This window comes from Caballeronia sp. GAFFF2, assembly GCF_023631485.1.
Lineage (GTDB): Bacteria > Pseudomonadota > Gammaproteobacteria > Burkholderiales > Burkholderiaceae > Caballeronia.
Genome location: NZ_JALQDA010000027.1, coordinates 563,875 through 585,942 on the forward strand (window position 1 = coordinate 563,875; position 22,068 = coordinate 585,942).

Annotated in this window: 22 protein-coding genes and 1 riboswitch; of the genes, 8 read left to right on the forward strand and 14 right to left on the reverse strand. The window is 63.5% G+C overall.

Annotated features, from left to right (window positions below; genetic code table 11):
* The first annotated feature begins 70 nt into the window (after nucleotides 1–70).
* Nucleotides 71–721 carry a DsbA family oxidoreductase gene (locus tag NCT04_RS18975; protein ID WP_250467183.1) on the forward strand — a complete coding sequence of 217 codons (651 nt, stop codon included), beginning with the start codon at nucleotides 71–73 and terminating at the stop codon, nucleotides 719–721.
* A 109-nt stretch (nucleotides 722–830) separates the two neighbouring features.
* Here NCT04_RS18975 and NCT04_RS18980 read toward each other — a convergent pair whose 3' ends face one another.
* The 3 genes from NCT04_RS18980 to ypfJ form a co-directional block, all read right to left on the reverse strand.
* Nucleotides 831–1,730, reverse strand: coding sequence for a flagellar brake protein (locus tag NCT04_RS18980; RefSeq protein WP_250467185.1), 900 nt, complete (start codon nucleotides 1,728–1,730; stop codon nucleotides 831–833).
* Nucleotides 1,731–1,886: 156 nt separating this feature from the next.
* Nucleotides 1,887–2,897 (reverse strand): lipopolysaccharide heptosyltransferase I, encoded by a 1,011-nt coding sequence (gene waaC / locus NCT04_RS18985; protein WP_250467187.1) that lies wholly within the window; start codon nucleotides 2,895–2,897, stop codon nucleotides 1,887–1,889.
* A 136-nt stretch (nucleotides 2,898–3,033) separates the two neighbouring features.
* A complete protein-coding gene (gene ypfJ / locus NCT04_RS18990) occupies nucleotides 3,034–3,918 on the reverse strand; it encodes a KPN_02809 family neutral zinc metallopeptidase (protein WP_250467189.1) in 885 nt (294 codons plus the stop codon).
* 403 nt (nucleotides 3,919–4,321) lie between these two features.
* On the opposite strand from ypfJ, the gene NCT04_RS18995 reads away from it, so the two are divergent.
* From NCT04_RS18995 to NCT04_RS19005, 3 genes are read left to right on the forward strand one after another with little or no spacing between them, the layout of a single operon-like run.
* A complete protein-coding gene (locus tag NCT04_RS18995; RefSeq protein ID WP_250467191.1) occupies nucleotides 4,322–5,728 on the forward strand; it encodes a cytochrome ubiquinol oxidase subunit I in 1,407 nt (468 codons plus the stop codon).
* Between the two features lie 4 nt (nucleotides 5,729–5,732).
* A complete protein-coding gene (gene cydB / locus NCT04_RS19000; RefSeq protein WP_250467193.1) occupies nucleotides 5,733–6,734 on the forward strand; it encodes a cytochrome d ubiquinol oxidase subunit II in 1,002 nt (333 codons plus the stop codon).
* Nucleotides 6,712–6,873 carry a hypothetical protein gene (locus tag NCT04_RS19005; RefSeq protein ID WP_250467195.1) on the forward strand — a complete coding sequence of 54 codons (162 nt, stop codon included), beginning with the start codon at nucleotides 6,712–6,714 and terminating at the stop codon, nucleotides 6,871–6,873. The genes cydB and NCT04_RS19005 overlap by 23 nt, the downstream gene beginning before the upstream one ends.
* A gap of 58 nt (nucleotides 6,874–6,931) precedes the next feature.
* Here NCT04_RS19005 and NCT04_RS19010 read toward each other — a convergent pair whose 3' ends face one another.
* Both NCT04_RS19010 and mnmH read right to left on the reverse strand, forming a co-directional pair.
* Nucleotides 6,932–7,987, reverse strand: coding sequence for a permease (locus NCT04_RS19010; RefSeq protein WP_244829520.1), 1,056 nt, complete (start codon nucleotides 7,985–7,987; stop codon nucleotides 6,932–6,934).
* A 27-nt stretch (nucleotides 7,988–8,014) separates the two neighbouring features.
* Nucleotides 8,015–9,082 (reverse strand): tRNA 2-selenouridine(34) synthase MnmH, encoded by a 1,068-nt coding sequence (gene mnmH / locus NCT04_RS19015; protein WP_250467197.1) that lies wholly within the window; start codon nucleotides 9,080–9,082, stop codon nucleotides 8,015–8,017.
* 180 nt (nucleotides 9,083–9,262) lie between these two features.
* On the opposite strand from mnmH, the gene NCT04_RS19020 reads away from it, so the two are divergent.
* The 3 genes from NCT04_RS19020 to NCT04_RS19030 all read left to right on the forward strand — a co-directional run bounded on the left by NCT04_RS19020 (nucleotide 9,263) and on the right by NCT04_RS19030 (nucleotide 12,723).
* Complete coding sequence (locus tag NCT04_RS19020) at nucleotides 9,263–10,651, forward strand: ethanolamine ammonia-lyase subunit EutB (RefSeq protein WP_244829517.1); 1,389 nt, start codon at nucleotides 9,263–9,265, stop codon at nucleotides 10,649–10,651.
* Nucleotides 10,651–11,610 (forward strand): ethanolamine ammonia-lyase subunit EutC, encoded by a 960-nt coding sequence (eutC, locus tag NCT04_RS19025; protein WP_250467198.1) that lies wholly within the window; start codon nucleotides 10,651–10,653, stop codon nucleotides 11,608–11,610. The genes NCT04_RS19020 and eutC overlap by 1 nt, the downstream gene beginning before the upstream one ends.
* 249 nt (nucleotides 11,611–11,859) lie before the next feature.
* Entirely contained in the window at nucleotides 11,860–12,723 is an 864-nt protein-coding gene (locus NCT04_RS19030) for a fimbrial protein (RefSeq protein ID WP_250467200.1), read from the forward strand.
* 9 nt (nucleotides 12,724–12,732) lie between these two features.
* Here the strand turns inward: NCT04_RS19030 and NCT04_RS19035 are convergent, their stop codons facing one another.
* The 3 genes from NCT04_RS19035 to NCT04_RS19045 all read right to left on the reverse strand — a co-directional run bounded on the left by NCT04_RS19035 (nucleotide 12,733) and on the right by NCT04_RS19045 (nucleotide 16,162).
* On the reverse strand, nucleotides 12,733–14,598 hold the full coding sequence (locus NCT04_RS19035) for a sigma-54-dependent Fis family transcriptional regulator (RefSeq protein ID WP_250467201.1): 1,866 nt from the start codon (nucleotides 14,596–14,598) through the stop codon (nucleotides 12,733–12,735).
* A 123-nt stretch (nucleotides 14,599–14,721) separates the two neighbouring features.
* Nucleotides 14,722–14,895, reverse strand: a complete 174-nt coding sequence (locus NCT04_RS19040) for a DUF1328 domain-containing protein (RefSeq protein ID WP_087628737.1) — start codon at nucleotides 14,893–14,895, stop codon at nucleotides 14,722–14,724.
* A gap of 133 nt (nucleotides 14,896–15,028) precedes the next feature.
* Nucleotides 15,029–16,162 carry an OpgC domain-containing protein gene (locus NCT04_RS19045; RefSeq protein WP_250467203.1) on the reverse strand — a complete coding sequence of 378 codons (1,134 nt, stop codon included), beginning with the start codon at nucleotides 16,160–16,162 and terminating at the stop codon, nucleotides 15,029–15,031.
* Nucleotides 16,163–16,471: 309 nt separating this feature from the next.
* On the opposite strand from NCT04_RS19045, the gene NCT04_RS19050 reads away from it, so the two are divergent.
* Nucleotides 16,472–17,221: a TerC family protein gene (locus NCT04_RS19050; protein WP_244829510.1), complete on the forward strand. Its 750-nt coding sequence runs from the start codon at nucleotides 16,472–16,474 to the stop codon at nucleotides 17,219–17,221.
* 19 nt (nucleotides 17,222–17,240) lie between these two features.
* Here NCT04_RS19050 and NCT04_RS19055 read toward each other — a convergent pair whose 3' ends face one another.
* The 6 genes from NCT04_RS19055 to cbiE form a co-directional block, all read right to left on the reverse strand.
* On the reverse strand, nucleotides 17,241–17,468 hold the full coding sequence (locus tag NCT04_RS19055) for a hypothetical protein (protein ID WP_244829508.1): 228 nt from the start codon (nucleotides 17,466–17,468) through the stop codon (nucleotides 17,241–17,243).
* A 91-nt stretch (nucleotides 17,469–17,559) separates the two neighbouring features.
* Nucleotides 17,560–17,958: a DUF4186 domain-containing protein gene (locus NCT04_RS19060; RefSeq protein ID WP_250467205.1), complete on the reverse strand. Its 399-nt coding sequence runs from the start codon at nucleotides 17,956–17,958 to the stop codon at nucleotides 17,560–17,562.
* A 6-nt stretch (nucleotides 17,959–17,964) separates the two neighbouring features.
* Nucleotides 17,965–18,690 carry a precorrin-4 C(11)-methyltransferase gene (gene cobM, locus NCT04_RS19065; protein WP_250467207.1) on the reverse strand — a complete coding sequence of 242 codons (726 nt, stop codon included), beginning with the start codon at nucleotides 18,688–18,690 and terminating at the stop codon, nucleotides 17,965–17,967.
* Complete coding sequence (locus NCT04_RS19070) at nucleotides 18,687–19,418, reverse strand: cobalt-precorrin-6A reductase (RefSeq protein WP_250467208.1); 732 nt, start codon at nucleotides 19,416–19,418, stop codon at nucleotides 18,687–18,689. Before NCT04_RS19070 ends, cobM begins: the two co-directional genes overlap by 4 nt.
* Nucleotides 19,415–20,503, reverse strand: coding sequence for a cobalt-precorrin-5B (C(1))-methyltransferase (locus NCT04_RS19075; RefSeq protein ID WP_250467458.1), 1,089 nt, complete (start codon nucleotides 20,501–20,503; stop codon nucleotides 19,415–19,417). The genes NCT04_RS19070 and NCT04_RS19075 overlap by 4 nt, the downstream gene beginning before the upstream one ends.
* Nucleotides 20,504–20,527: 24 nt before the next feature.
* Nucleotides 20,528–21,730, reverse strand: coding sequence for a precorrin-6y C5,15-methyltransferase (decarboxylating) subunit CbiE (cbiE, locus tag NCT04_RS19080; RefSeq protein ID WP_250467210.1), 1,203 nt, complete (start codon nucleotides 21,728–21,730; stop codon nucleotides 20,528–20,530).
* 80 nt (nucleotides 21,731–21,810) lie between these two features.
* Nucleotides 21,811–22,010: riboswitch (cobalamin riboswitch) on the forward strand.
* Nucleotides 22,011–22,068: the final 58 nt, after the last annotated feature.

Below are 22,068 nucleotides of genomic sequence, written 5' to 3' on the forward strand. Positions count from 1 at the left end.
AACATACCGGTTTTGCGGTTTTGTCCTTTCCGGGCGCGCGCATGCATCGCCCTGCATTCGAGGTTTTTTCATGGCAACCACGCCTGTTTTGTATGTCGATGTCTGGTCGGACTTCACATGTCCTTTCTGCTACCTGGAAACACCGGTGCTCGATCAGTTCGCCAAGGCGTATGGCAACGCAGTCGAGCTTCGCTGGCACGCGTTCGAACTGCGTCCCGAACCCACGCCGCTGCCTGATCCGAATAGCGAACAAGCCCAGGACGCCTGGGAAAACTCGGTGGTTCCGCTTGCCGAGGAGCGCAACGTGTTGATGCGTCCGCCGCCCGTCGCGCCACGCAGCCGCAAGGCGTTCGAGACCGCGCTTTTTGCGCAGGAATCGGGGCGCTTCGATATCGTGCATCGCGCGATCTTCAAGGCTTACTTCGAGGAAGGTATCGATATCGGCGATCCGGACGCGCTCATCGATATTGCCGCGACATGCGGCATCGATCCCGAGTTGCTCGAAGAAGCGCTCGACGAAGGCACCTACACGGACCTCGTGATCGAAGACGAAGAGTTTGCCAAGCAACTGGGCGTGAGCGGCGTGCCGTTTGCCGTGCTGTCGCGCGAAGCCGCGCCGGGCAAGGAACCGCCGCCGCCCATCGCGTTGCGTGGCGCCGCGCCGATTCAGCACTTCGAGAATGCGGTCGAGCGATTGTTTCCGGATGGCTTTCCGAGTTGATCTTCGAGATAAACGGGCAATGCGGGGCTGGCATGCGCTCGGCCACGACGCCGGCGACGCGCAGGCTCGCGAATGTCAGCTCGGCAAAGCGCACCGGCCGACGCCCCGTCTAACCGTGCTCCGCCATGAACGACTTCAGCGCAATACGCTGCGCTGGTTCGAGCGATTCGAATTCAAGCCCATAAGCGGCGCTTTGCGTCGATGCATCGAAGTCGCCGACGTGACGCACGATGGCGATGGTATCGACCTGAACATCGACGCCGTCGGTCGCGAATCGAAACGAGAGTGCGAGACGATCGCCCACGCGCGCGTTCGGCGTCGCGACAGTCAAAGACATGCCGTAGGGACTGATATCGCTCACGCGACCCGGCTGTTTGAGCGCGCCCTCGTCGCCTTCGATGGCATAGCATGCCGCCATGCGCGTCGGCATGCGGACGAACTTGCGCGTGCGCAGGCGGCGGATCGTACCTGGCGCCGATAACACCACATAACTGAACGGCTCGCGGCAAAGCGCATCCACCGTACACGCGAAGCGGAAGACGCCCTTTCCCGTCAGCGCGACGAGATCGACCAGTTCGCCACGCGTGAGGTCCAGCGGATCGAAGCCCGTCATGAGCGGCTGAGTGACGAAAAGCGAACGCTCGCCATTGCGACGTGCATTCGAAAAACCGATTACGCGACTCGCATACATCGCCGAACCCGAACCGCCTGTGACACGCACGCCAATCCGGCCGCCGATCGACAAACCCAAGTCGTCGAGGACGAGCGTTTCCTCGCTCGGCTCTTCCGGTTTTCGTCGAGGCGCCGCGTCGCCGGCAGTTCGGTGCGGATCGAACTGCTTGAAAATGAAATCGCGCGTCGCTTCGTCGAGAATGAGGGTGCCTGCCGCGAAAAGCGGCGTCCCATCGGCGGACACGATCGCCCATTCGAGCGGCGCGCCCGGCACGATGTCGGCAGGTTGAAGACGCACGAAGGCCTGTCGTGCGTCAACGGCGGAGTCTTCGATCATTTATCGGACGATTCTTAAGTGTTTTCGCAATCGTCTCCGGTCGCGGAATCGCCGTCAAGTGCTATTAAGCAAAATTTACGTTCGCGCACTAATAAATGACTTCCGTGCGCGCTCTTTCGCGATTATTCTGCAAAAAATTTATGCGCATAAATTTTTTTAACGCGTTATTACGCCAGCATGCGCGTGGCGATTCGCTTCAGCGGGAGCCAAAACGCTTTGTATTGCCCCGAGCACTTGCGGCACGTCAGGCGGCGCTCCGCCATCACCGACAGAGACCGAACGGCCAGGTTCGTGGATACCGAAATGCTCGCGCGATGTCGCCGCGAACAGCATAACGGTGCGCCGCTGCAAAGCATGTGCGAGATGGACGAGCCCGGTATCGGTTCCGACGACCAGTTCCGACGCCTGAATCCAGTGCGCGCATTCCTCGACGCTCAGCTTCGGCAGCACGAGCGCCTGCGGCACGAGTGCGGCAATGGCCTGCGCTTCGCCGCGCTCGCGCTCCGTGCCCCACGGCAACGCAATCTGATAGCCGCGCTCGACGAGCCAGCGCCCGACTTCGGCCCAGTGATCCTTCGGCCACTTCTTCACATCGGCGGAGGTCGCGTGGAACAACATGGCGATGGGCGCGCCGCCGCGTGGAATGCCGAGGTCATGCGTAGGCTCGGGGAGTCGAAGATCGTAGTCGGGCGTTTCCTGAATCTCGTAGCCCAGCGCATCGGCGACGCTCACGCGCATGCCGCGCCAGGCGTCGGTGTGCGGACGCGGACCGAAGCGCGCGTTGTACGCGAACGCCGCGCCACGCTCGCCAAGGTCCTGATTCAGATAGCCGTAGCGCCGCCGCCCACGCGCTATGAACGCGATGATCGCGCTCTTGTACACGCCATGAATATCGACGATGACGTCGTATTTCTCGGCGCGCAACTCGCTGATGGACCCCGTGATTTCTTTGAGATCGTTCCAGTTGCGCGCCTTCTTGAACTTGCGCAAAGGCGCGCTCAGCACGCGGTCGACACCCCGACTCCAACGGATGATGTCAGCGAACGCGGCGTCGGCGGCCCAGTCGACCTTCGCGGATGGAAACGCCCGCCGCAAGTCGGAGACAACCGGCAGCGTTTCGACGATATCGCCGAGAGACGTGACTTTGACGATCAGAATTCGCTTCATCGACAGACCTGGATGCACCGGTGTGTGCGGCTCGATGCCGCGCCGGAAAAACAGCGATTCTAAAGAATTTGTCGCGCCACGGCTGTCAGCGTTTGTAAGTCCGCCGTCGCGTCACGTCTTCGGCGCCTAGACGGCGTTACAGGGTCTTGGCCGAAAACGTATCGCATTGACGGATATCGCCGGACGACAAGCCCTTGCGCAACCATCGCTGCCGTTGCTCGCTCGATCCGTGCGTGAACGCTTCCGGCACCACGCGTCCTTGCGATTGCTGCTGCAACCGGTCGTCGCCAATTGCGCCCGCCGCATTCAAGCCCTGCTCGAAATCGCCCGGTTGAATGAGCTTTGCATTGTCCTGCTGCGCAACCGCCGCCCACACGCCCGCAAAACAATCCGCCTGCAACTCGACGCGCACCGAAAGCGCATTCGCCTGCGCGGGCGACATGCGCGCGCGTGCGCTATCGACCTTGTCCATGATGCCGAGCACGTTTTGCACGTGATGCCCGACTTCGTGCGCGATCACGTAGGCCTGTGCGAAGTCGCCGCCCGCGCCGAAGCGATCCTTCAACTCGCGATAGAACGACAAGTCGATATAAACGCGCCGGTCGTTTGGACAATAGAACGGCCCCATCGCCGCTTGTCCCGTGCCGCAGCCTGTTTGCGTGCCGCCCGAGAACAGCACGAGCTTGGGCGCCGGATAGTCCTGATTGAACTGCGTCCTGAAGATGTGTTGCCAGGTTCGCTCGGTATTGCCGAGCACGCGACGCACGAATACGGCGCCGGCGTCTTGCGCTGGCGCCGTATTCGACGGCGCGGCTTGCTGCTGCACGGGCGCGTTGCCATGAAGCATTTGCGCGCCGTTGATGATGGTCATCGGATTGATGCCGAAGAAGTACGATGCCGCGAGCGCGACGACGATCGTCCCTATGCCGATGGATCCGCCGCCGACTCTGAATCCGCCGCCTCCGCCGCTGCCTCGCCGGTCTTCGACATTGCTGCTTTCTGCTTCGTCATCGAGGCGCATTTGGGTCTCCTTGCATAGCCGCGCGTGGCGCGTGCTCAAAAGCCATTATGGTACTCGCGCGTCTCGCAAATGAAGTCTCGCGAGGACGTGAAAGTTCGTCGAACAAGCCTGCGTCAATGTGAATCGGACGAGTCTTGATGCAGTGCGGTCGATTGTCGCGTAAAGCAGCCCGCATTCCTGCTCTCGACGAGTCATCCTCCATACCAAAAACAATGCGCATTCAAGCCATTAGCCTCGCTAAACCCTTGAAACCGCGGCATTTGCGCGCAACGCGCGTTTTCTGACGCAGCGCAACAGAGACGCATAAATGGCGCTACAGTCCGCTCCAGCATTACCGACGTTTCAACCCGTGCATGCCGCACGTTGCAATACGGCACGCGTGAATTTCAAAGCAAAAGTCATCATGCATGCGACTCCCGAAGCAATCGACCTGGCGCGTATCCAGTTCGCGTTCACTGTCTCGTTTCATATCATCTTTCCCGCACTTTCCATCGGACTTGCAAGCTTCATCGCCGTGCTAGAAGGCGCGTGGCTCAAGACCGGCAAAACCGTCTACAAAGAACTGTGCCTTTTCTGGTCGAAGGTATTTGCCGTTGCGTTCGGTATGGGCGTGGTGTCGGGCGTCGTGATGGCTTACGAATTCGGCACCAACTGGGGCGGCTTTTCGAGCTTCGCCGGTCCGATCACGGGTCCCTTGCTCACCTACGAGGTGATGACCGCGTTCTTCCTCGAAGCGGGCTTCCTCGGCATCATGCTGTTCGGCTGGAACAAAGTCGGCCCGAAAGCGCACTTCGGCGCCACCTTGATGGTGGCCATCGGCACGCTCATCTCGACTTTCTGGATTCTCGCGTCCAATAGCTGGATGCAGACCCCGCAAGGGTTTCGCATCGAAGGCGATCACGTCGTGCCGGTGGACTGGTTCGCGATCATCTTCAACCCGTCGTTTCCGTACCGGCTCGCGCATATGGCGATTGCGGCGTTCATCGTCGCGGCGCTGGTCGTGGCCGCGACGGGCGCGTGGCATCTGCTGAAGGGCCGACGCGATCCGGCCATCAGGAAGACTTTTTCGATGGCGCTCTGGCTGCTGCTGGTCCTGACGCCGATCCAGGCTTTCGTCGGCGACGCGCACGGTCTCAACACGCGCAAGTATCAGCCGGCGAAGATCGCGGCTATCGAAGGTATCTGGGAAACGGAGAAAGGCGGCACCGCGCTCAATCTCTTCGGCATTCCGGACATGGAAGCGGAAACGACGAAGTACGCCGTGCAGATTCCGCATCTCGGCAGCGTGATCCTCACGCATAGCTGGAACGGCGAGATTCGCGGCCTCAAGACGTTCCCGAAAGACGAGCGGCCGAATTCGACCATCGTGTTCTGGAGTTTTCGCGTGATGGCGGGACTCGGCGTCTTGATGATCCTCATGTCCATCGCCGGTTGGCTGCTGCATCGCAAGCGCAAGTTATTCGATGCGCGCTGGTTCCATCGCTTCGTGCTGATCATGGGTCCGAGCGGTTTCATCACCTTGCTCGCGGGCTGGGTCACGACCGAAGCGGGCCGTCAACCGTGGGTGGTCTACGGCGTGATGCGCACGGCCGACGCCGTCTCGCCCGTCACCGCGCAGCAAGTCGGCGTCTCGCTGCTCGCGTTCGTGATCGTCTACACGATCGTCTTCGGCACCGGCATCTACTACTTGCTGAAGTTGTTGCGTCATGGGCCGGCGTTGCCGGGCGCGCCGTCTCATACGCCCGATTCGTCCGATGGCACCGCGCGCCGTCCGATGAGTCTTCCGCATCAGTCCATCGAAGGAGCTTGAACATATGGACCTCACCGTCGCGTGGGCCGCGATCATCGCACTGGGCCTCTTTCTCTACGTCGTGCTCGATGGCTTCGATCTGGGCATCGGCATTCTGTTTCCCTTCTTTCCCGACCGGCACGACCGCGACGTGATGATGAACACCGTCGCGCCCGTGTGGGACGGCAACGAAACGTGGCTCGTGCTGGGCGGCGCGGGTCTCTTTGCCGCGTTCCCGATGGTCTATTCGACCGTGCTTTCCGCGCTCTATCTGCCGCTCGTGCTGATGCTCGTGTGCCTGATCTTTCGCGGCGTGTCGTTCGAGATTCGCGCCAAGGCGTCGCGCACGAAGTCCATGTGGGATCTTGCGTTCATCGGCGGATCGGCGGGCGCGACGTTCTTTCAAGGCGTGGCGCTCGGCGCGTTTCTCGATGGCATCCCTGTCGCCGAAGGCCGCTTCGCCGGCGACGCCTTCGGCTGGTTCACGCCGTTTTCGCTGTTCACGGGCGGCGCGCTCGTCGTGACTTACGCCCTGCTCGGCGCATGCTGGCTGATCGCGAAGACCGAAGGCGATTTGCAGCGACGGCTGTATCGCGTCGTATGGCCGTTGACGCTGCTGCAGCTTGCAACGATTGTCGTGGTGAGCGTGTGGACGCCGCTGCAGGACGCGGGCATTGCATCGCGCTGGTTCGACTCGCCGTGGTTTTATCGGATGCTGCCGGTGCCGGCGCTAGTCGTGGCCTGTGCTTGGGCGATGCATCGCTCGATCCGTTCGCGGCACGAAACGCGGCCGTTCGCGGTGGCGCTCGGCTTCATGTTGCTGGGTTACGCGGGATTGGTTGCGAGCATTTCGCCGCAGGAGATTTTTCCGGGCGTGTCGCTTTGGGATGCCGCTTCGCCGCGTTCCTCGCAGCTATTCACGATTGTCGGCGCGGCGGTTATTTTGCCGGTGATCCTGGGTTACACCATGCTGAGTTATTGGGTATTCAGAGGAAAGGTGCGTCATGGCGAACATCACTATCACTGAACGCGGCGGCTCTATTGCGATGATGCGCGCGAAGAAGGTCTTCTGGTTCGTCGCGCTTTGGGTGACAGGTGTGGGCGGCGCGATGCTGCTGGCTTTGCCGTTCAAGTTGTTGATCAAGGCGGGAGCGGCGTTGCATTGATGCCGCTGGGCAAGGCGCTCACGACGGCGATCGTCGTTGAGCGCCCGAGCCCGTCTGCTCAAAACCACCAGGCCGCCACCGCCCCACTCACTACCCCGAACACGACCACCGCCGCCGTGACGAACGCGAGCACCTTCGGCGGAAATGAGCGCGCGAGCATGGCGAGCGAGGGCACGCTGACGGGCGGCAAGGTCATCAGCAACGCGCCTGCTGGGCCGGCAGCCATGCCGAGTGAAAGCATCGCCTGAATGATCGGCACTTCGCCTGCCGTCGGAATGACGAACAACGTGCCCGCAATCGCGAATGCGACGATCCACAGCATGCTGTCGTCGATATTCGGTCCGATATGCGGAAACAGCCACGCGCGCGCCGCGCCCAGCAACAACACCAGCACGATGTACTCCGGCACGAGCCGCAACGTCATGCGCCCGAGAATGCGCAACCAGCGCGAAAACGCCGTGCCCGGCTCATCTTCCTTGACGAGGTTTGCAAGCGCCTCGCGCGATTGCGCCGCCTGCGCGGGCGTCACCATGCGATTGACCGCGTAACCCAACCCGAACACCATCAGCACACCGAGCACGAGGCGCAGCCCGGTCCATTGCCAGCCGAGCACGAAGCCCATGAACACCAGCGCCGCCGGATTGAGCACCGTGTTGCCGAGCCAGAACGCGACCGCCGCGCCCGGCGCCGCTTCCCGCGCGCGCAAGCCCGCCACGACCGGCGCCGCGCAGCACGTGCACATCATGCCGGGCAAGGACATCAAGCCGCCATTCAACACGCTGCCGAAGTTTCGTTCGCCGAGCGCACGCGCGACCCAGCGCGGCGGAATCAACGCCTGCACCGCCGAACCGAGCAACAGGCCGAGCACCATCGCCTGCCAGATGGCCTTGCCGTAAGCCATGGCGTAGTCGAGCGCCGCTTGCCACGACGGTGCCGGCGCACTCGCGGACGCGCCCATCAAAATGGACTTGCCGATGGAATGCTGACTCGCCGCCACGAACGCGCGGTTGTAGTACGGAAACCATTTGACATAGAAGAGACCGACGACCGCGATCAGCAGAAAAACGATCCAGCCGGGCGCGATGCGAGGGGGTCGGGGCGCGTGAGTATTCATGTTTGACTCGAATGATGAAGATTAATCTCAGTTCGCCGCGGGCGATGTCTGCGCCAATTGCGCGAGAAGCGCCTCGGCCTGCGCGACGCTGTCGGCATCGTTGGGCCGGAAGGTCATGTGGGACGCCTTTGCCAGATGCGTATAAAGCGCGCGGCTGCTGCGGCTATACGCGGGATCGTAATGACGGTCGATGAGTTCCGCGAACAGCTCGGCGCGCGCGTTTTCATCGATCAGCCGATGCCAGCGCTCCACGCGCTCGCGGCTATGCAGCCCGATGAGTCGCGCCAGTTGCGACTTGAAGAACGCGGGATTGTCGAAAAGATGCGCGTAGTCCTGCAACAGAAACGCGATGCGATCTTCGCGGCGCGCCTCCACTTCCACGCACGCCGCGCCATGCAGACCGTCCAGCAATGCATCCGGCACCGAAAGCGCGCCGATGCGCCGCCCTTCCGCTTCGATATACACGGGCTTGGCCGCATCGAAACCACGCAACGCACTCACGAGCGCCGACTCGAACGCCTTCTGCGAAGGCTGCGTTTGTCCCGGCAACGCGCCGAGCAACGAACCGCGATGTGCCGCGAGCCCTTCCAGATCCAGCGTTTGCGCGCCGGCCTGATCGAGCGCGTGCAACAGACGCGTCTTGCCGCTGCCGGTGTGGCCCGTCAGCGCGACGTAGCGAAAACGGCACGGCAGCGTGACGAGGGAATCGAGCACTTCGCGCCGATAAGTCTTGTAGCCGCCTTCCAGTTGACGCGCCTGCCAGCCGATCATGTTGAACCAGGTCGTCATCGAGCCGGAGCGCTTGCCGCCGCGCCAGCAATAAATGAGCGGGCGCCAGTTGCGCGGCCGGTCGGAAAAGAGCGTATCCAGATGTCGCGCGATATTGCGCGCGACCATGGCGGCGCCGACGCGCGTGGCTTCGAAAGGCGAGACCTGCTTGTACATGGTCCCGACGATCACGCGCTCCTCGTTGGTCAGCACCGGCGCGTTGAGGGCGCCGGGGATGTGATCGTCGGCGTATTCGAGCGGCGTGCGGACATCGACGATTTCGTCGAAAGCGCCGATACGGTCGAGGTTCACGAGGAGATTTTTCACGGGCGATGACGCTGCACGGGCGCAACGCAAGAGGCGGGACAAGCGCGAAATTATCGCACGGGCGCGGATTTCGGCGCGGCGGGCTTTTTTGACGAGGCGCGGGCGCTGCGCGAAGCGGTTAAAGTGAGTGGCAGCACGTACGGACGACGTGGCGGCTTTCCCTTGAACGAAGGAAACGCGATGACATATCAGGAGACGATCGGCGCCCGGCGCTACCGTTTCGACGATCTGAAAACGCTGCTCGCGCGCGCGAGTCCGCGTCGTTCGGGCGACGAACTCGCGGGCCTCGCGGCGGCGACGGAAGAAGAGCGCATCGCCGCAAAACTCGCGCTTGCACAGGTGCCGCTGCGCGCGTTTCTCGACGAACCGCTCATTCCCTACGAGCACGATGAAGTCACGCGCCTGATCGTCGATACCCATGACGCGCATGCCTTCGCGCCCATCGCGCATCTCACCGTCGGCGAGTTCCGCGAATGGCTGCTCGCCGACACCACGGACACCGCCGCGCTCGAAGGCGTCACCGCGGGCCTCACGCCGGAAATGGTCGCAGCCGTTTCCAAGCTCATGCGCAATCAGGACCTGATCCTCGCCGCGCGCAAGCGTCCGGTGATCACGCGGTTTCGCACGACCATCGGCTTGCCGGGGCATCTTTCGGTGCGGCTGCAGCCGAACCATCCGACCGACGATCCGAAAGGCATTGCCGCGTCCATGCTCGACGGCCTTTTCTACGGCTGCGGCGACGCGGTGATCGGCATTAATCCGGCGTCGGATTCGCCTGCCGCCATCACGGCGCTGCTCACGATGATGGACGATTTCCGCCAGCGCTACGACGTGCCGATGCAATCGTGCGTGCTGACTCACGTCACCAACACGCTCGCGGCAATCGAGCAAGGCGCGCCCGTGGATCTCGTGTTCCAGTCGGTCGCGGGCACCGAGCGCGCCAACGCGAGTTTCGGTGTATCGCTCAAGCTGTTGGAGGAAGCGCACGATGCCGCGCTGTCGCTCGGTCGCGGTACGGTCGGCGACAACGTGATGTACTTCGAGACGGGCCAGGGCAGCGCGTTGTCGGCCAATGCGCATCATGGCGTCGATCAGCAGACCTGCGAGGCGCGCGCCTATGCGGTCGCGCGCCGTTTCAAGCCGCTTCTGACGAACACGGTGGTCGGTTTCATCGGTCCGGAATATTTATACGATGGCCGGCAGATCATCCGCGCCGGCCTCGAAGATCACTTTTGCGGCAAGCTGCTCGGCGTGCCGATGGGTTGCGACATCTGCTACACGAACCACGCCGAAGCCGATCAGGACGACATGGACACGCTTCTGACGCTGCTGGGCGTGGCCAACGTGAACTTCATCATGGGCGTGCCGGGCGCGGACGATGTCATGCTGAACTATCAGAGCACGTCGTTCCATGACGCGCTTTATATTCGCCGCGTGCTGAACCTGAAGCGCGCGCCGGAATTCGAAGCGTGGCTGCAAAAAATGCGCGTGACGGATGGACGTGGCGGCTTGCTGTCGGCATCCGGCAGCGCGCAGGGACAGCCGTTGCTCGACTGGATCGATGCGTGATGGATGAGATCGATAAGCGGAGCGTGGATGCATCGGCGCGCGAGGACCGCGTCGATGAGCGCGCGGACGCGTCGGTGCAAAGACGCGACATGGCGGGCTTGCACACTGGCACGCCGAAGCACGAGGGCGACAGCGTTCGCGCGAGTGCATCTGCCAGTGGTTCGAGCTCCACCAACGGCATCGAAACCAATCCCTGGGATGCGCTCAAGCGCTTCACCAACGCGCGCATTGCTCTGGGACGCACCGGCGACAGTTTGCCAACCGCGCCGCTGCTCGCCTTTGGCCTGGCGCATGCGCAGGCGCGCGACGCCGTGCATCAGCCGCTCGACACCGCCGCGCTCGCCGCGGAACTACATGCAGCCGGCTTCGACACGCTCGAAGCGGCGAGCGCCGCGCCGGATCGCGATCATTATTTGCGGCGTCCCGACCTGGGCCGCGCACTCGACGATGCCAGCCGCGCCCGCCTTGCCGAACATGCCGCACGAACAGAAGCGGCGCCCGACATTGTTTTCGTCGCCGCCGATGGCCTCTCGGCTTTCGCCGCGCAGCGACACGCCGCCGCGTTTCTCGCCCGCCTGCGTCCGAAGCTCGATGGCTGGAAAGTCGCGCCGGTCGTCATCGCGACACAGGCGCGTGTCGCGCTCGGCGACCCGATCGGCGAGTTGCTGGGAGCGCGCATCGTCGTGGTAATGATCGGCGAGCGGCCGGGCCTCAGTTCGCCCGACAGCCTCGGGCTCTATGTGACTTTTGCGCCGAGGCCAGGCCGTCACGACGCCGAGCGCAACTGCATCTCGAACGTGCGGCCCGAGGGATTGAACTACGATGCGGCCGCGTTCAAGCTGTACTGGCTGCTGAACGAAGCGCGCCGCCTGAAGCTGACCGGCGTGGGCCTCAAGGATCATAGCGGCGCGCTGCCGTCTGCCGCGGGCGATGCAAGTTCGCTGGATCATCACGCGTAACGGCACGATCGCCACCTTCGTTTCGCGCGCACTTGCATTGCCTCGCGAGCGTTCGCAATTCGCGTGGCGGGCCACTATGCTCAAGTCATGCTTCGCATGAAAAACCTTCGGACCGGTTCTCGGCGGATATCGTCCGCGCACCGGCTTGGCCGTTCTCCATACCCCGCGATCACGCGACTTCTCGCGCTTGGGCTGCTGCTCACGGGTACTTGCGCTTTTGGCGACACAATCACGTTTCCAAATGGCTCCATGACACCGATGTCATTTCCCGGTTCGCTCTCGATCGGGCGTGACGCGGCTGTGGGCACGATACTCAACAGCACGTCGCAGAATCCCGGCGCGTCGGCATCCAATGTCACGTGCACGATCCAGCAAATCACCACCGTCAACGGCAACGTGGTCGCAGGCAATCCGAAAACCTATCAGACGAACGTCGACGGCATAGGCGTGCGGTTCTATATCACGAGCGGCTGGAACGGGAGCTGGGAGCAGGCACCGACCACCAGTTCCTTTACGGTCACGAGCGGCAGCACGGCCCACTACGTGCGCGCCGATTTGGTCGTGACCGGACCGATCAGTGGCGGAACGATCACCATTCTGCCTTCCATGACCATCAGTTTCACTGGCCCTTGCATTAATACGTTGACCGTCACGGAGACGCTCGTCACCGGCACTATGGTGACCGGTCAGGCCTGCAGCGTTACCACGCCTGCGGTCACCGTGACGATGCAGAAAGTCGCGCCGTCGGACTTGCCGAGCGTCGGCGCGACAGCGGGCAACACCGCTTTTTCCCTCGGTCTGAATTGTGCCGCGGGGGCCAAGGTGAACGTGACACTCACCGACGCGCTCAACCCTGCCAATCAATCGAATATTCTGACGATCGGTGGCGATTCGGCTGCGTCAGGTGTAGGGCTTCGCGTGCTGCTCGGTTCCAGCCCGGTCTCCTATGGACCGGCATCGCCGCTCGCGGGAACGTCGAACCAGTGGAGCGTGGGAACAGCCAGCGGCGGCGCGATGACCGTTCCGCTGATCGCACAGTACGTGCGCACATCGGCGACTTTGCAGATGGGCCGAGTCAGCGGCAAGGCACTCTTCACCATGTCGTATCAGTGAAAAGAAGCGCTATCGCCGCAACTTCCGATAAACCGTCGTTCGCGACACACCCAGCGCCCGCGCCGTCGCCGACACGTTGCCGCCATGCGACTCCAGCGCCGCCGCAACCACGCTCGCGGCGATATCCGCGAGCCGCGCATCGCCAGCGGGAGCAGCGCTCGTTTCGTCGCGAACGGGAGCCTCGAAATCATCGATGAAATCGCGCGGCAGATGCGTCACGCCGATGCGCGTTTCGTCATCATCGAGCATCGCCGATGCCGTGCGCAGCACATTGCTCAACTGCCGGAAATTACCCGGCCAGCGATGCCGTGCAAACAGCGCCAGCACGTCTTCGTCGACGCTCAACACGCGGTCCGCAAGACACTCGTGGCGCAAGATGCGCTCGACGGCCGCTCGCAAATCGGTGCGCTCGCGCAGCGGCGGCAAGGTTACAGCCAGGCCGTTCACGCGATAAAACAGGTCCTCGCGAAACTCGCCCTTCGCAACCTGCTCGCGCAACTTGCGGTTGCTCGCGCAGACCAGCGTGAAGTCGACCGGCACGGCGCGCGCCGCGCCGAGCGGCTCGACCACGCGCTCTTGCAGCACGCGCAAGAGCCGGCTTTGAAGCGCGAGCGGCATGTCGCCGATTTCATCGAGAAAGAGCGTGCCGCCGTTCGCCTGCACGATCTTGCCCGACGCACCGCGCTTGGCCGCGCCGGTGAACGCGCCCTGCGCATAGCCAAATAGCTCGGATTCGATCAGCGTCTCCGGCAACGACGCACAGTTCACCGCGACGAACGGTCCATCGCGCCGTGGCGAATCGCGATGAATGGCGCGCGCCAGCATCTCCTTGCCCGCGCCGGTCTCGCCGCCGATCAGGATAGGAATCTCCTTGCCGACCACTTTCCTGACTTGCTGGATGAGTTCGTACACGCGCGCATCGCCCGTACAGAGATCGGCGAGACGCGACGGCGTCTTGCTTTCAACGGGCGCATTCGTTCTGACTGGCACCGCGACCGGCGCGACCGTGCGCTCGCGATATTCGACGCCCGCGAACACGCCGACGCCGCTATGCAGCTGAAGGCGGCGCGGCGGCTTGCCGGCCCGCTCGATCAGTTCGTCGGGAGTCGCACCGAATAGCGATGCCAGCGTCTGCACGCGCAGATGCCCAAGCTCCAGTCCGAGTTGAAACTGCGCGCTGCGATTGGCGCTCAGAAGCCGGCCATCGAGATCGAATACGGCGATGCCTTCCATCAACGTGCCGATGAATTCCGGGCGGCTATGAAAATGAATTCGCAGACCGTCGCCGAACGCGCTTGCGATCAGGCGGTTCTCGATCATCTGGCCGGACATTTTGACGAGCGCCATCGTGTGCTGGTGATAGCCGCGGCGGTCGCCGGTGACATCGAGTACGCCGCTCAGGCCGCCGCGCGGATCGAGAATCGGCACCGACGAACACGTCAGAAAATGGTTGGCGCGCAGATAGTGCTGATCGCCGTGGACGGTGACGGCCTGCCGTTCGGCGATGGTCGTGCCGATGGCATTCGTGCCCTGATGCGCCTCGCTCCACACCGCGCCCGCTTGCAGCGCGACCTTTTGCGCGCGGGCGAGGAAGTCGTCGTCGCCTAGGGAATGCAGAATCAGCCCGCTCGAATCCGTGAGCGCGATCATGCTGTGCGTGTTGGCGATCTGCGCGTAGAGCGTTTCCATCACCGGCAACGCGTGAGCGAAGAGCGCGCGGCTCTCGTCGCGCTTCAAGGCGAGTTGCGCGCCGGACAAGACTTCGTATTCGGGACGCATGGTCGCGGAAAGACCAAAAGTGGCCGAGCGCTCATGCGATTGATGAATTACGTCGTGATGCGCGGGCCGAAGCGCCGCGCCGATGGCATGCTGCATCGCCTCCTCCTTTCGAATTCAGCGCGGCGGGGTCGTCGGGCGCCCATGCCGTCGCGTGAATGTCTCTTGATGCAGAGTAACACCGACCCGGCGACCGGGTCGATGCGAGGAAGCGCGCAGTCGTCACAAGACGAGCGAGCCCGCCGAAATGGCGACGATCAGGAAGATGACGAACAGAATCAGGAAGATGAAGAAGCAAATCTTCGCGATGCCGGCCGCACCGGACGACACGCGTCCGAAACCGAAGAAGCCGGCGATGACCGAAATGACCGCGAAAAGAATGGCAAGTTTTAACATGACGTCGATGGTTTATCGTTAAGGTTTCGCCTTGTCTGCAAAGCTTGTGCCCAATCCCCTTTAAGCTGCCGCTGAACTCGACCGTTAGTTGCTCGTGGGCGCGTTAAAAAGGCGGCCTGTTCGCCGCCCTTCCTTACTGCGCCCCGCCCTTCTCGGCCGCAGGAGCCACGGCCGGAATCGTCCTTGGCCGCCCGCCCAGCCATCGCAAGACCGCTTGATGCACTTGAGGCACGGCAAGCAGCGCGGTTACGGCAATCGCATCCGCGGCCAGACCGGCGGGCACGTTGATGAGGCCATCGGTCAGCGTGAAGAGGATGGAATCGACGACGAGCGATATCACCGTGCCGACGACAAAGCACACCATGCCGTCACGCCCGACTGCCCCGACCCACGGCAGGCGCGATGCGATTTCCTTGATCAGACCGTAGCGCGCAAAATTCGTGGCGATCCACGCAATGGCGAGAAAATTGACGACGCGCGCGCCGGCGAGGTCACGCTTGAACGCGCTATCCAAGACGGGCGGCAGTACGAGCAGCTTGTAGTACGCCATGCCGATGATCAGCGCGAGCGCGCCCAGACTGACGACCCATCCCATGCGATGCGAACTCACGCGCTGATAAACCGGCGTGCAGCGCGCCAGCACGCCGAGCACGAACATCAGTTGCCAGGCGGCGGGATTGAAGTCCCAAAGCGTGTCGTTGGCGGATGGCAAGTATTCACCGATTTGCGGCGCAAACGCCCACAGGCCGAGGCTCAGACCGAGCAGCAACCACGGCTTGCTGCGCGCGAGCGGCAGCGTAAGCGGCACGGACAGCGCGAAGAGCGCGTACATCGGCAGGACGGCGGCAAGATACGGCTGGCGCTCGAAGGTGAGAATCTGCGTCAGCGACGACACCGGCGCGGCCGTGAGACTGTCGAGGTCATGCAGCGCCAGATTCGGCGCGCTGCCGAAAAACGGCCGCAGCAGGAAGGTCGCGACGAGCATCAGCGCGGCAGTGACGAGAAACGCGCGGTAGATTTCGACCGAGCGCTTGAGAAAACGCACGCGTGCGGCGCTTTCCGAGCGCCGGCTGGCCATCGCGGTATAGGCCGTCGCCGTGGCGAAGCCGCCGAGGAACACGAAGACTTCGGCGGCGTCGTTGAGCGCAAAGGCGTGCAGCGTGAAGCGCGACAACATGCTGCCGCCGATGTGATCGACGACGATGACGAGCAGCACGAGTCCGCGAAAGAAGTCCAGCTCGACGAGGCGTTGAGATTTTCCTGACATGCTGCTCAAGGAGTTTTCCTGCGGCGCGCAGGAGGTTGGCAGGCGCCGCAAACGGCGGCAAACGAGACCGAGAGTTTACCCTTAATCGTCTGCGGTGAGCATCTTCGCATAAGGAAAAAACCGTTTCAAATCCGGCGCTTGTTGTGTTTTGAGCGCAAACGCTGACACTTCGCAACGCATCTCTGTGTCTCCTCCGCTTGGTGTCTCGAAAAGTTTTCAAGTTCCTTTCATTAATCCAAGTCTGCGTTAATATCACGCGCTCAATCCACTCGATGCGGCTTTCGCACAACTCAAAGGCTTCCGACGCGCATGGACTACCTCGCCACACTGCTGACCGATCCCGCCGCCTGGGCCGCTCTCGCGACGCTCGTCGTCATGGAAGTGGTGCTTGGCATCGACAACCTGATCTTCATCTCGATCCTGACCAACAAGCTGCCCGAGGCGCATCGGGAGCGCACGCAACGCATCGGCATCGGGCTCGCGCTCGTGATGCGGCTCGGTTTGCTCGGCACGGTCGCGTTGATCGTGCGCCTCACCGCGCCGATCTTCGAGGCGTTCGGGCACGGCTTCTCGTGGCGCGACCTGATCCTGATCGCGGGCGGCGTCTTTCTCGTGTGGAAGGCGACCACGGAAATCCGCCATCACGTCACGCACGACGCCGACGATCACGCTGGCGCGAATGCGGGCGCGCGCCTCACACCGTTGTCGGCGATCGGCCAGATTCTGCTGCTCGATCTGGTGTTTTCCATCGACAGTATCGTGACGGCGGTCGGCATGACGGAACACATTCCGATCATGTTCGTTGCCGTGATCGCGGCGGTCGCGGTCATGCTGTTCGCGGCGGGGCCGCTGTCGCGGTTCATCGAACGCAATCCGACTATCGTGATGCTGGCGCTCGGCTTCTTGCTCGTGATCGGGATGACGCTGATCGCGGAAGGATTCGGCTCGCACGTGCCGAAAGGCTATATCTATGCGGCGATGGCGTTCTCCGCGCTCGTCGAAGCGCTCAACATGCTGGCGCGGCGGGCGAAGCGGAAGTCCGATCCGGCTCGGAATTGACGCGTCGAGAACTGATGCATCAGCTCGTGTAGCCGTCGCGGATCAGGCGGCATAGAACCGGCGCCATCGCGGGCTCCTCGGGTTCGCCTCGGTCGACCCATGCGGCGAATGCCTTCACGTCGTCGGTGAATGGCGGTTCGCCGCGCGCCTTGCGGATGACGTTGTGCGCGCTCAGCAAAGCTTTCGCGGGCGCCACGATCGATGCGATGAGCGGCCCCTTCGCCGGGCCGAAGTCGAAATTGTCCATGCCGTGCTTATCGGCATTGGCGATGGAGACTTGAGGCTCAGCAGGTCTGGTGGCGTCGCGCTTGCACGGCGGGGGCGTTATGAGCCGCACCTCAAAACGGCAACTCGCCCTGCCGCTTTTCAACAACCGCGATCTCCGGCAACGGCTGCGCGCGCAGCCAGCTATCGATCGCGTCGACGACATGCCGACGTTCGGTTTCATCGAGTACCTTGCCCGCCGCAATGTCGTGCCATTTCGCCAGACAACCGCGACAGCACGTCGCCGTCGCGTGCTGCGCGATGAACACCGGATGCCCGCGAAACGGCGTCTGCTTGCCATCGTTGAGCGGCGCTTGCGGCGCAAGGCGCTTCGTAATCAGCTCATGCGCCTGCGCGACGACCGCTTCCACGCCGCGTTCGCGCAGATAGCGCCCTTCCCGCACACCCAACGCGAAACGCCTGCGAAACGCGGATTTCGCGAGCGCGGCGAAGACGGCGTCGAGATCGCGCATCGACCTTCATTCCTTGCCGTAGAGCGTGGAATCGGCGAAACCCTGGGCGTCGAGCACACGGCCCACGAGAATCAGCGCCGTGCGTTGCAAACGCACTGCCCGCACCTTCACCGCGATATCCGCAAGCGTGCCTTCCACGCGCGTTTCATCCGGCCAACTCGCGCGAAACACCACGGCGACAGGACAATCCGCGCCGTAATGCGGCAGCAGATCGTCGACGATACGCTCGATATGCCGCACGCCAAGATGAATGGCGAGCGTCGCACGATGACGCGCCAGATCCGCGAGCGATTCGCCTTCGGGCATCGACGTTTTCGCGGCATAGCGCGTGAGAATCACGGTCTGCGAGATGCCCGGCAAGGTGAGTTCGCGTTTGAGCGCCGCCGCCGATGCCGCCGTCGCCGTCACGCCCGGCACGATCTCATAAGGAATCGCGAGCGTATCGAGACGGCGCATCTGCTCGCCTGTCGCGCCGTAAAGCGAAGGGTCGCCGGAATGCACGCGCGCCACGTCTTCTCCCCGCGCGTGCGCGTTTTCGAGCAACGCGACGATCGCATCGAGATCGAGTTCCGCCGTGTTCACGACACGCGTCGCCCGATGCCCGCTCAACACTTCGTCGGGCACGAGCGAGCCCGCATACAGAATCACCGGACACGAGCGGATGAGCCGCTGGCCCTTCACGGTGATGAGTTCCGGGTCGCCCGGTCCGGCGCCGATGAAATAGACGGTCATGGAAGAGGAAGTTCGGTTGTGAGTGCATCGAGCGCGCTTGCCGGATCGTCGAATGCGCGATCGGCTTCGGGAAGCGCGGGCCGCGCAAGCATCACGACGGGCAAGCCGCGTTCGCGCGCCACCGCGAGCTTCGCTTCGGTCGCGCGGCCGCCGCTGTTCTTGCTGACGACGACATCGATACGCGCCACATCGAACAACGCGCGCTCGCCTTCGATACTGAACGGCCCGCGCGCATCGACGATCCGCGCACGCGCGTTGCCTTCGTGCGGGTCGAGACAACGGATCGTCCAGAATTGCGACGCGGGTATCTCGTCAAGATGCGCAAGCGGCTCGCGTCCGAGCGTGAGTAACGGCTTTTCATAGGCCGCGATTGCATCGACGACGCCTGGCCAATCGCGCGCCTCGCGCCAGACGTCGCCCGTTCGCGGCTGCCATGCCGGACGACGCACGGCCCACAAGCGCACGCCAACGAGCGTACATGCTTCGCGTGCATGACGGCTCATCTGCGCGGCGTAGGGATGCGTGGCATCGAGCACGAGCGCGATGTCTTCTTCACGCAGATACGTTGCCAGACCCGCCACGCCGCCAAAACCGCCGACGCGAACCTCACATGCTAGATCCGTCGGCACACGCGCGAGCCCCGCGAGACTGTAGACATGCGACGTGCCGAGCCTGCGCGCGACGACGAGCGCGTCGCCGGTGCCGCCGAGCAATAGCACGCGCTTCATTGCGCGCTCCCGACGATCTGCCCTTGCCTGTCGATGGCGAAAGTCTCCACGACGATGCCTTGCGGCACGACGTCGAGCGCCACTTCGCGGGCTCGCGCGCAGACGATATCGCCGAGCGCGATGCCTTCGCCGCGCGCCAGCTTAAGCGCTTCCTGACTCGTGTTGGCCATGCGAATCGCGTGCTGCAACGCGATGCTCGCGCCAGCATCGGCGGCCCAAGTGGCGAGAAGCGGCAAGTCGATACTCGACGTGCGGCTGTGCAGATCCATATGTCCCGCCGCAAGCTTGCTGAGTTTGCCGAAGCCGCCGCAAACACTGAGTTTTTCGACCGGCGCGCGGCGCAAGTGCTTCAAAACCGCGCCCGCGAAATCGCCCATTTCGATGAGCGCCATATCCGGCAAGCCGTAACGCGCGCGCATGGCGTCCTCGCTCTGATTGCCGGTGCACGCCGCGATATGTTTTACGCCGTTGGCGCGCGCGACATCGATCCCCTGATGGATCGACGCGATATAAGCCGCACACGAAAACGGCCGGACGATGCCGGTGGTCCCGAGTATCGACAGTCCGCCGATAATGCCGAGCCGCGGATTCATCGTCTTGAGCGCAAGCGCCTCGCCATTCTCCACGCCGATGCTCACGTCGAAACCGCCCGCATAACCCGCTTGCGTGGCGAGTGCGTCGAGATGCTCGCTCATCATTTTGCGAGGAACGGGGTTGATGGCCGGCTCGCCGATCGGCAACGCAAGGCCCGCGCGCGTCACGGTGCCAACGCCCGGCCCCGCATGAAAGCGTACGCCATGCCGCGCCGCAAGCCGCACGCGAGCTATGACGAGCGCGCCATGCGTGACATCGGGATCGTCGCCGGCATCCTTGATGACGCCCGCTTCCGCTGCATCGCCGGCAAGACGGCAGAACGCGAGCGGCATGGTCACGGACTGGCCCTTCGGCAGCACGATCTCCGCGCGCGCGCTCGGCTCGCCGAGCAACAAAAGGCGCGCGGCCGCGAGACTCGTCACGGTCGCGCAGCTTCCCGTCGTGTAGCCGCTTCTGAGCGGCGCGGACTGTTCGGGCGTTTCGTCACGCATCGGGATGGTCATCCGCCGGCGAGCTCATGGCTTCTTCGCGTGCAGAAGCGTGATCGGCAGCGCTTGCCGCCACGTATCGAAACTGCCGAGCGGCTCGGCCCGTGCGATGCCGATCCGCGTCAGCTCGCCGCCATGCTCCGCGCGCCATGCAAAGAGCGCCGCTTCGCTCTGCAAGGTCACGGCGTTGACGATCAGCCGACCGCCCTGCCGCACGCGCGCCCAGCACGCATCGAGGAGACCCGGCACGGTCACGCCGCCGCCGATGAACACGGCATCCGGCGCGCTCAAACCGTCGAGCGCGCCGGGCGCCTCGCCCTTGACGAGTTGCAGCGCAGGCACGCCGAGCGCATCGCGGTTATGTTCGATGAGACGCTGCCGCCCTTCGTTCGCTTCGATGGCAATCGCGCGGCAAGCGGGATGCGCGCGCATCCACTCGATACCGATGGACCCGCAACCCGCGCCGACATCCCACAGCAATTCGCCCGGTTGCGGCGCGAGACGTGCGAGCGTCACGGCGCGTACATCGCGCTTGGTAAGCTGGCCGTCGTGCCGATACGCGTCGTCGGTAAGACCCGGCGTGAGCGATGGCCCCGCGTGGCCCGCATGCGTGCGGCATTCGATCGCCATGAGATTGAGCGCCGCCACGCGCGGCTCGCGCCAGTCGTCCGCACGTTCGTCGAACCGGCGTTCATTCGTGCCGCCCAGATGCTCGAACACCGTCACGCGGCTCGCGCCGAAACCATGCAGCGTGAGAAGCTGCGTGACGGCGGCGGGCGTCGCGCCATCGGCGCTCAGGACGAGCAGACGTCCGCCGCGAAACACATGCGCGAGCAGGGACGCCACCGGCCGCCCGACGAGCGACACGCATTGCGCGTCCTGCAACGGCCAGCCCAAGCGCGCCGCCGCCAGCGACAGCGACGAAGGCGCGGGCATGACGCGCATTTCTTCCGTGGATAATTCGCGCGCAAGCGTGGCGCCGACGCCGAAGAACATGGGGTCGCCGCTCGCAAGCACGCATGTTTGGACGCCGCGCTCGGCGAGCACGGCATCGACGGAAAACGGGCTTGGCCATGGCACGCGGCGCGCCGCGATACGCGCCGGCAGAAACGCGAGGTGACGTTCGCCGCCGTGGATCGACCGTGCTTCGAAGAGCGCGCGCCGCGCCTCGCGGCCAAGCCCATGCCAGCCGTCCTCGCCGATACCCACGACGGTCAGCCAGTTCGACATGTGCGGCCTCCTACGGGCGAATTCCGCGTTTGAAGCACCCGCGCAAGGCGGGAAGCGGTCTGATGGTCGATAAAAGCGGGCATAATAGCGCGTTCGTCGGTGCCTGAAGGGTTCGATCGGTATCGAGCCTCATGGCCTAACAGGGAACACAGCAAAACTGTGGCTGCCCCCGCAATTGTACGCAGCGAGTCCGCGCTCCACTGCCACTGGTTTTTACCGGGAAGGCTAGCGCGAATGTCGACCTGCCAGCCAAGAGACCTGCCGACGTAAGCATTCACTGCTATTCAACGCTATTCAACGCAATTGCGCGAAGCCTGCCGGGCGGGGTGTACCGGTTC